This is a genomic window from Streptomyces sp. SID3343 (genome assembly GCF_009865215.1).
GTDB lineage: Bacteria > Actinomycetota > Actinomycetes > Streptomycetales > Streptomycetaceae > Embleya.
The window spans coordinates 1-1,054 of sequence record NZ_WWJX01001014.1 but is presented as its reverse complement, the minus strand read 5'-3'; the positions used below and the strand labels follow the sequence as shown (position 1 = coordinate 1,054).

General features: G+C 74.9%; 1 protein-coding gene and 1 pseudogene. Both read left to right on the top strand.

Going from position 1 to position 1,054, the window contains the following annotated elements; all coding sequences use genetic code 11:
- Nucleotides 1–447, top strand: a pseudogene (locus tag GT354_RS31860) (hypothetical protein); the annotation flags it as partial.
- 31 nt (nt 448–478) lie between these two features.
- On the top strand, nt 479–1,054 hold a 576-nt coding region (locus GT354_RS31855), incomplete at its 3' end, for an LLM class flavin-dependent oxidoreductase (RefSeq protein WP_161359853.1).

The window sequence follows — 1,054 nt, the reverse complement described above, 5'->3', positions numbered from 1 at the left end:
GCCGCGGAACGCGCCGCGTGGCTCGCGCATGCTCCCGAGCTGGCCCCCGCGCTCGACACGATCCGCGCGCACGGGGTCGCGGCCTGGCGCCCGCGCGGCGATTCGGGCGCGCTGCTCGAAGTCCTCCAGGACGTGGTCGGGTTGCTGGACGAACACCCCGGCCGGGCCGGCTTGCGCGCACGCGTGTTGGACCAGCTCGCGTCGATCAGCGCGCACGCGTACACCGAGGCCGACCTGACGACGGAGACGGCGCTGCCTCTCAGCTACCTCGCCGTACCGGTCAGGGACGCGTGCGGGGCGGCCGGCCACGAGCTCCAGATCGGCCCACTGCGCGCGGCGGTCGGGCTCGCGGAGCGCCGCGCGTACATCGCCGAATTGCGCACGGCTGCCGACCGGCTTTCCGGCGGGGCACCGCTCCGGCCGGGCGACGCGGCGACGCTTGCTTGACCCGGTCCGATATCCGGGTTTGGCTGACGCCATGAAACTTCGCATCGGAGTCGGGCTCGGCCCGCGCGACCCCGCCGACCCCGCTACCTTCGGCGACGTCGTCGACCACATGGAGAAGATCGGGGTGGACTCGCTGTGGCTGCCGGACCTGATCAGCGGCGACCTGCCCGACCCGAGCGTCGGCATCGCCTATGCCGCCGGCCGCACCACCCGGCTCAAGCTCGGCAGCGGCGTCACCGTCCTGCCGGGGCGCAATCCGGTCGCCGTGGCCAAGGAGTTCGCCACCCTCGCGTCGCTCGCGCCGCGCCGCGTCCTGCCGGTGTTCGGCGTACAGCACGCTACGGCCCGCGACCGCCCGCTGTTCCCGATCCCGGGCCCGCGCGGTGCGGTCATGGACGAGGCGCTCACGCTGGTGCGGTTGCTCCTGGAAGGCGAGGACGTCTCGTTCGCCGGCGCGTACTTCACCTGCGACCACGTCACCATCCGGCCGCGGCCGACCCGCCCGCTCGACCTGTGGCTCGGCGGCAGCGGCCCCAAGTCGCTGCGCCGGGTGGGCCGGCTCGCCGACGGGTGGCTGGGCGCGGCGCTGACCCCCGACGAGGCCGGC